Consider the following 7,496-nt stretch of genomic DNA (forward strand, 5'->3'; position numbering starts at 1 on the left):
CCTACCCGGTCCGCACCTACACGACTCCGCGCCCTGTCACCCCCTTGGCAGCATGTGGACGCCCCGCGGCAGCATGTGGACAGATGGCAGGCCTTTTGGACCCGCCGTCTTGACTCGATCTCCTGACCAGCGGAGCGTTTGGCCCGACGGGGCGGACACGACCCGCCGGACCCGACCGGCCCGTACCCCCGAGCCATACAGCGCGCGCCGTACACAGAGCACCGCCTAGAGCGGGGTATAGCGAACGCCATGCACTCAGCAGGGCTCGGATAGGCGTGTCCACCCCCAGGAGCGCAGGGTCAGCAGGGACTCGCGCACCGTAAAGGGAGGTGGCTTCGATGACGATCCACCAGCAAGACGTCCAGGAGAGCCAGTCCACCGGAGCGACACAGATCGAGGTGCCCGCGCAGCGTCCGGGACCGGTCTCCCGGATCGCCGCGCTGCGCGGGGCGGCCGCGGCGGCTCCGCAGGCCGTCCCGAGACCGGTGCCCGTCCCGGTGCCGGCGCGGACCGGTCACCGCTTCCTGATCTACAAGCAGGACCCGTCGGTCACCGAGCTCGGCGCGCGGCTGGCCTTCGTCCCGACCGTGGTACTGAACGGGCCGACGGACGCGCGGGTCCGGACGGAAATGCAGGGCGTCACCCCGGTCGCCCGCAACGTCAACGGCGACTTCGTGTTCGCCCCGGGCAGCCCGCAGTTCGACTGCGCGCACACGTTCGCGGTCGTCCGGCAGGCCATCGCCATGTACGAGCGGCACAACGGCGGCAATCCGATCCCGTTCGCGTGGAACGTGGGCGGCAACACCGACCGCCTCTCGGTGTTCCCGCGGGCCGGGGTCGGCGCGAACGCGTTCTACAGCCGGACGGCGAAGGCGCTGAAGTTCCTGTTCTTCACCCCGGAAGGGCAGCCCCCGACGACGGTCGTCCACACGTGCCGGTCGTTCGACATCGTCGCGCACGAGACGGGCCACGCGCTCCTCGACGGGCTCAAGCCGGGCTGGCTGTCGGCGGCCGGGCCGCCGCAGACGGGCGGGCTGCACGAGTCGTTCGGCGACCTCACGGCGATCTTCCTGGCGCTGGCGCAGCCGGACCAGGCGGAGGCGCTGATCGCGCTCACCAAGGCGAACCTGCACGACAAGTCGTTCCTGGCGGACGTCGCCGAGGAGTTCGGCCGGGCGCTCGGCATGCCGTCCGGGCTGCGCAACGCCGACAACGACCTCAAGCTGAGCCAGGTCGGCAACGAGGTGCACGCGATCTCCCAGGTGTTCACCGGCGCGATCTACGACGTGCTCGCCGACATCGTCGCCTTCGAGATCGCCCGCCAGCGGCGCACCAAGGACCCGACGATCGTGCTGATCGAGTCGGCCGCCGCGCTGTGCCGGCTGGTGTTCGACGCGATCGTGGCGGCCCCGGCGACCGGCGCGCGGTACGTGGACGTGGCGAACAAGATGCTGCAGATCTCGGCGAGCCGCGGCGACCCCGCGATCTACCGCACGTTCATCCGCAACCGGTTCGCCGTCCGGGAGATCACGACGGCGGCGACGCCGCTCACCGACCTGATGAGCGGGCAGATGAAGATGACCGAGGCCGACTACACCGGGGACGGGCAGGACGTCACCGAGGTCGACGCGCTCGACGAGCAGTCGGCGAGCCTGCGGGCCGAGCAGGACAGGTCCCGCTGCTGCGGGACGATGCAGATGCCCGAGTACCAGGTCGTCGACGCCGAGAAGCTGGCCAAGCGCGGGTCGCTGGAGGACGATGACATCCTCCGTGATGATCTCGACGAGCTGCGCCGGGCCTTCAGCAAGTAATCGGGCAGGAGAACCGGCGGGAAGGTGCGGGCAGGGCATGCGCGTGAAGATCGACAGAACCGGCGGGTTCGCCGGGCTCGAAACGCACGTGACGCAGTACGACCTCGCCGACCTTCCCGCCGGGCGGGCCGGGCGCGTCCGGGAGGCGCTGGACGCGCTCGACGCCGCGCGCGAGCGCGGTGACGAGGGCGGCGCCATCGGCGCCGACCTTTTCGTCTACCGGATCACCGTCGAGGACGAGCCCGGCGGGAAGACCCGCGTGTACGAGGTGACAGAGGACCCGATGGGTGATTCGTCCCTCCTCGACGTCCTTCTCAACGCCGCGTCCGAGTAAGGCTCCCGTTCGAGTAAGGCTCCGTTCGAGTAAGTCCTCGGCCCGTTCTGGGCCCCTGGTCAGTGGGTCTTTCGGTGGTCGTAGGCGGATTCGGCGGCGGCCTGGACGGCGGCGAGGTCCGCGCCGGTCGCGGCCATGGAGGCCGCGGCGACCGCGCCCTCGACCAGCGGCGCGTCCGCGAGCAGCAGGCCCTCGCCGCCGGCGTCCTCGATGAGCATCCGGGCGGTGAGGACGGAGCTGCCGATGTCGGCGAGCAGCAGGACGCCGTCGCCGCCGTCCGCCGCGGCGACGGCGGTCTCGACGAGGTCGATGCTCGTGCCGAGCCGTCCTTCCAGGTCGCCGCCGGCGGGTTCCACGACGGCCTTGCCGACGCCCATCGAGCGGGCCACCTCGGCGACGCCCTCCGCGAGCGTCCGGCTGTGGGAGATGATCACGATCCCGACCATCACCCCTCCCCCGTGACATCGGCGAGGGCGCGCAGGATGAGGGCGGTGGACGCCGCGCCGGGGTCCATGTGCCCGACGCTTCGCGAGCCGAGGTAGCTGGCACGGCCTTTGCGCGCCTGCATCGGGACGGTCGCTTCGGCGCCCGCCGCGGCGGCGTCGGCGGCGGCGCGCACGCAGGCCGCGAGGCCGGAGCCGTCCGCGAGGGCGGTCTCGTAGGCCGCGACGGCCGGGGCGAGCGCGTCGACCATGGTCTTATCGCCCTCCGCCGCCTTTCCGAGGTTCTGGACGCTGTCCAGCGCGGCCCGGAGCGCGGTGCCGAGCGCGGCGGCGTCGACCTCTGTGCCGTCGGAAGGGCCGTCGGAAGCGGAGTCGCCCAGGGCCTTGCCTGCGCGGCGCAGCGCCGTCCCGTAGAGGGGGCCGGACGCGCCGCCGGTCTTGGACAGGATGGCCAGGCCCGCGGCGACCAGCACCTTGCCCGGCGGAGCGTCGGCCGGGAGCGCCCCGCCGGACACGGCCTCGGTGGCGGCGCGGAAGCCGCGGTCGAGGTTGTGGCCGTGGTCGCCGTCGCCGATGGCCGAGTCCAGCCGGGTGAGCCGGTCGACGTCGGCGGTGACCAGCTCGGCGGCGTGCCGGATCCAGGACGTCATGTCCGCGGCGTTCATCGGCCCCACCTCAGTCCGGGCGTCTCAACGGGGGCGTCCCAGAGGCGGGTCAGCTCGGGCGTCAGGCGGCACACGCTGATCATGCATCCGGCCATCTCCAGGCTTGTCACGAACGGCCCGACCAAGCGGCGGGCGACGGTCGCGCCGTGCCCCTCCAGCCATTGCGCCGCGGCCGCGTAGGCGACGTACTGCTCGATGAGCGGGGTCCCGCCCATGCCGTTGACCAGCACCAGCACCTCCGAACCCGACAGCGGCATGTCGGCGTCGATCGCGCTCAGCGCCGCGTCCACGATCTCCGCCGCGGTGCCGGCCTTGACCCGCTCGCGGCCCGGCTCGCCGTGGATGCCGATGCCGAGCTCCATCTCGTCCTCGCCCAGCTCGAACGTGGGCGTCCCGGAGGCAGGCACGGTGCAGGACGACAGCGCCACGCCGAACGACCGGCTGCGCTCGTTGACCTCGCGCGCCACCGCGGCTACGGCGGCGAGGTCCGCGCCCTCCTCGGCGAGCGCACCGGCGATCTTCTCGGCGAACAGGGTGGCGCCGGTGCCGCGCCGCCCGGCGGTGAACGTGCTGTCCTCGACGGCGACGTCGTCGTCCACGATGACGGAGGTGACCTCGATGTCCTCGTCCTCGGCCAGCTCGGCGGCCAGCTGGAAATTCATAACGTCGCCTGTATAGTTTTTCACCAGGTGGACGACGCCGGCGCCGCCGTTCACCGCCATCGTCGCCGCGATGATCTGGTCCGGCACCGGGGACGTGAAGACCGCGCCGCAGCAGGCCGCGTCGAGCATCCCGTGGCCGACGAAACCGGCGTGCAGCGGCTCGTGCCCGGACCCGCCGCCCGACACCAGGGCGACCTTCCCGGCGCGCGGTGCGTCCGCCCGCACGACCGTCCCGCCGTCCGGGTCGACCTTCAGCGAGGGATGCGCGGCGGCCAGGCCGCGCAGCGCGTCGGTGACCACGTCCGCCGGGGCGTTGATGAGTTTGCGCATGTCTCAGCTCTACCCTGGCGTGAGCGGACGTCCCAGGCCCAATCCCCGATCATCCCCATATATATCTCTGCTGATCTGCGGGTGTACCAGTTACGGTTCAGAGTCTTTACAGTTGAATCGTGACCGATGTTCTGGACGACGGCGAGCTGCAGCGGATCCTTGTCGTGATGGCGCATCCCGACGATGTCGACTTCGGCGCCGCCGGAACGGTGGCGGGCTGGACGGACCGGGGCATCGAGGTCGTGTACCTCATGGTCACCGACGGCGACGCGGGCGGGTTCGACGACGGGATCACGCGCGCGGAGATGGGCGCGCTGCGGCGGGAGGAGCAGCGCGCGGCGGCCAAATGCGTCGGGGTGAGCGACGTCCGGTGGCTCGGCTACCCGGACGGGCGCGTCGAGGCCACGCTGGAGCTGCGCCGCGACATCGCGCGCGTCATCCGGCAGGTGCGGCCGGACCGGGTGCTGATGCCGAGCCCGGAACGCAACTACGAGCGGATCTATCCGAGCCACCCCGACCACCGGGCGGTCGGCTCGGCCGCGCTCGACGCCGTCTACCCGGACGCGCGCAACCCGTACGCGTTCCCCGAGCTGCTCGCCGCCGAGGGGCTCGACGCCTGGACGGCGCGCGAGGTGTGGTTCACCGGCGGGCCCGCGTCGAACCACTACGTCGACATCACCGAGCGGTTCGACCGGAAGGTGAACGCGCTGCGGGCGCATGCCAGCCAGACCGGGCACATGGGCGACGAGCTGCCGGAGATGCTGCGCGGCTGGCTGGCGGGCAACGCCGCCGCGGCCGGGCTCCCCGAGGGCCGGCTGGCCGAATCGTTCCAGGTCATCGACACCGCCTGAGCCCACACTGCCTGAACCCACACCGCCTGAACCGGCGATCGAGGGTCATCACTCGTCAAATATGTTCATTCACACGCCGTAATGAAGAGCAGATCGGGCATGTACCCCATGTGACGGAACTCGGGGGGTTGACATGCCGCAGGGGATCGAGGGGACTCGGGAGGGCGACGGGGCGCAGCAGGTCGAGGCCACCGCCACCTCCAGGGCCGCGCCGGATGTGATCTTCAAGCATCTGTGCGTGGCGGAGGCGTGGGCCGAATGGGGCGGGTTCTGGACGCGCGCGAGGCGGGAGTCCGCGGGCGAGGAGCATCCGAACGGGATCGGGGCCGTCCGGTACGTCCCGGCGCGGCGCGAGGAGGTCGTGGCCTGGGATCCGCCACGGCACTACGGGTACACCGCGCTCGCGAGCTACCCGGCGCTCGTCGCCTGCCTGGTGCTCGCCGCGCCGCCGACGCGCCGCTTCCGGGCCGACGTCACGCTGGAGCCGCACGCCGCGGGCACGCTGATCCGCTGGCGCGGCGCGTTCCACGGGTTCCCGGGCACCGGCCCGCTCACCCGGGCCCTGCTGCGCCGCCGGTTCGGCGCGTACGCCCGCCGGGTGGCGCGGCATTCCGAGCACTGCGAACCCGGCTGCCCGGCCCGCCTGCCAGGCGCCCTGTAACCGGCGCCGCCGCCCACTGATCGGCGTCGTCCAGTGACCGGCGCAGTTCGGTGACCAGGCTCAGCCAGTGACCCGGCGCCGTCCAGTGACGCGGCGCGCCGGCGGGTACCACGCCGCGTTTCGCGGAGAAGCCCCGCTTGTGTCGGGGGAAGTCGCACGAATTCGGGGGGATCGATGCGACGCCATATCATCGCGCTCGCCGTCGCGGCGGCGGGTGCCACCGGGGCGGGATTCACCGTCCACCTGCTCGTCTCGGACGGGCCGCAGCGCAAGGGCGCCGTCATGGGCGCCACGGAGTCGATCGGGAGCTCTACGGCCGGACGGGGCGCGGCGATGGCCGGGGCCCGTCCGTTCGACCGGGCGGGGCTGCGCCGGACCGTCCGCGCCTACCTCTCGGGACGTCCGGGCAAGGCGGGCGTGATGGCCACCGACCTGCGCACGGGCCTGTCCTTCGGGGAGAACGAGAAGGGCGACTTCGTCAGCGCCAGCATCATGAAGGTCGACATCCTGGCGGCTCTCCTCTTGCAGCGGCAGCGCGCCGATCGGGGCCCGGCGACCGGCGGCGGGCGCGGCCTGAACCCGGCGAGCGGCGAGCGCGACCTCGGGCTGTCGGACGGCCAGCGCGATCTGGCGAGCCAGATGATCCGGGAGAGCGACAACACGGCCGCGGACGCCCTGTACTCCGCCGCCGGTCTCAGCGCGGGCGTCCGGAAGGCGAACAGGCGTTTCGGGATGACGGACACGAAGCCGTTCTCGACGTCGTGGGGGTCGTCCTGGACGAGCCCGGCCGACCAGGTCAGGCTGCTCACGAACCTGGCGTCGGAGAAGAGCCCGATCGAGGCGTCCGGCCGCCGGTACATCCTCGGCCTGATGGGGTCCGTCGTGGACGAGCAGGCGTGGGGCGTCAGCGCGGCGGCGCGTCCGGGCGAGAGCGTGGCGCTGAAGAACGGGTGGACGCCGGTCCACGACCAGGGGAACGGCTGGACGGTGAACAGCATCGGCCGCATCACCGGACGCGATCACGACTTCCTCGTCGCGGTGTGCAGCGGCGACAGCCCGACCATGGAGGCCGGGGTGGCCACGGTCGAGCACGTGTCGGACATGGTGGTGGACGCCCTGCGCGACTCACGTCCGTAGCCGGGCGGGCTCCGGAGATCCGGGCCAGGCGGCGGGCCGGCCGCCCAGCGAAGGGAACCGAACCGTCAGCCGCGAATCGGCCGGGTGAGCTTCTTGCCCTCGGTGGCGGACACGACGACGCAGGTGACATCGCGCTCGCCCGACATCCACAGTTCGAGCGTGGGGTAGTACATGGAGGTGGCGAGCGAGTTGGCCGCCGGGTCGCGGCGGATCTTGCCGCTGATGCGCTTCTGGCATCCTTCCTCGGCCAGCCGGCTCAGCTGGTTCTCCGACGGCAGGATGTCGCCGGGCAGTTTGAAGACGGCCAGCACCTCCCCGTGGTGCGGACCCCGGCACGGGACGATCTTGACGCTCTCGACCTCGACCGACTCGCCGGTGGTGTTGGAGGCGACCTTGTCGTCGTTGATGCAGTCGCCGACCTTCATCGTCGTCACGCCCACCTCTTGCGGCTTGGTCTGGCCGGGGGTGGGGCGGGTGGTGCCGGGGTCGTCGGCCGCGGACGCGCCGGAGCCGGAGCCGCGCAGCGCGAAGCCGGCGATGCCGCCGACGATCCACAGGCACGACAGGACGATCCCGGCGATCGCGAGGCCGCGGCCCTTGCC

At 72.1% G+C, this 7,496-nt stretch carries 9 protein-coding genes; 5 read left to right on the forward strand and 4 right to left on the reverse strand.

Translation table 11 applies throughout. From position 1 onward, the window contains the following. The first annotated feature begins 338 nt into the window (after positions 1-338). Together E1264_RS37455 and E1264_RS37460 are read left to right on the forward strand one after the other, a co-directional pair. Entirely contained in the window at positions 339-1,811 is a 1,473-nt protein-coding gene (locus E1264_RS37455) for a hypothetical protein (protein ID WP_132181446.1), read from the forward strand. Between the two features lie 37 nt (positions 1,812-1,848). Next, the gene (locus E1264_RS37460) at positions 1,849-2,145 is read left to right on the forward strand and encodes a protealysin inhibitor emfourin (protein WP_132181448.1); all 297 of its coding nucleotides are present in this window, start codon (positions 1,849-1,851) and stop codon (positions 2,143-2,145) included. Positions 2,146-2,204: 59 nt separating this feature from the next. Here the strand turns inward: E1264_RS37460 and E1264_RS37465 are convergent, their stop codons facing one another. From E1264_RS37465 to dhaK, 3 genes are read right to left on the reverse strand one after another with little or no spacing between them, the layout of a single operon-like run. Further along, positions 2,205-2,591, reverse strand: coding sequence for a phosphoenolpyruvate--protein phosphotransferase (locus E1264_RS37465; RefSeq protein ID WP_132181450.1), 387 nt, complete (start codon positions 2,589-2,591; stop codon positions 2,205-2,207). Then, positions 2,591-3,253, reverse strand: coding sequence for a dihydroxyacetone kinase subunit DhaL (dhaL, locus tag E1264_RS37470; RefSeq protein ID WP_132181452.1), 663 nt, complete (start codon positions 3,251-3,253; stop codon positions 2,591-2,593). Before dhaL ends, E1264_RS37465 begins: the two co-directional genes overlap by 1 nt. Next, positions 3,250-4,245 (reverse strand): dihydroxyacetone kinase subunit DhaK, encoded by a 996-nt coding sequence (gene dhaK, locus E1264_RS37475; protein ID WP_132181454.1) that lies wholly within the window; start codon positions 4,243-4,245, stop codon positions 3,250-3,252. The genes dhaL and dhaK overlap by 4 nt, the downstream gene beginning before the upstream one ends. Positions 4,246-4,412: 167 nt before the next feature. Between dhaK and E1264_RS37480 the strand changes: the two genes are divergently transcribed. The 3 genes from E1264_RS37480 to E1264_RS37490 all read left to right on the forward strand — a co-directional run bounded on the left by E1264_RS37480 (position 4,413) and on the right by E1264_RS37490 (position 6,894). Then, entirely contained in the window at positions 4,413-5,096 is a 684-nt protein-coding gene (locus tag E1264_RS37480) for a PIG-L deacetylase family protein (protein ID WP_132181462.1), read from the forward strand. 133 nt (positions 5,097-5,229) lie between these two features. Beyond that, on the forward strand, positions 5,230-5,757 hold the full coding sequence (locus E1264_RS37485) for an SRPBCC family protein (protein ID WP_132181456.1): 528 nt from the start codon (positions 5,230-5,232) through the stop codon (positions 5,755-5,757). Positions 5,758-5,931: 174 nt separating this feature from the next. Beyond that, positions 5,932-6,894 (forward strand): serine hydrolase, encoded by a 963-nt coding sequence (locus tag E1264_RS37490; RefSeq protein WP_132181458.1) that lies wholly within the window; start codon positions 5,932-5,934, stop codon positions 6,892-6,894. A 65-nt stretch (positions 6,895-6,959) separates the two neighbouring features. Here the strand turns inward: E1264_RS37490 and E1264_RS37495 are convergent. Beyond that, positions 6,960-7,496, reverse strand: a 537-nt coding sequence (locus E1264_RS37495) for a septum formation family protein (RefSeq protein ID WP_132181460.1), incomplete at its 5' end; no start/stop codon positions are given.

Origin of the sequence: Actinomadura sp. KC216 (assembly GCF_004348535.1) — a bacterium.
Taxonomy (GTDB): Bacteria; Actinomycetota; Actinomycetes; order Streptosporangiales; family Streptosporangiaceae; genus Spirillospora.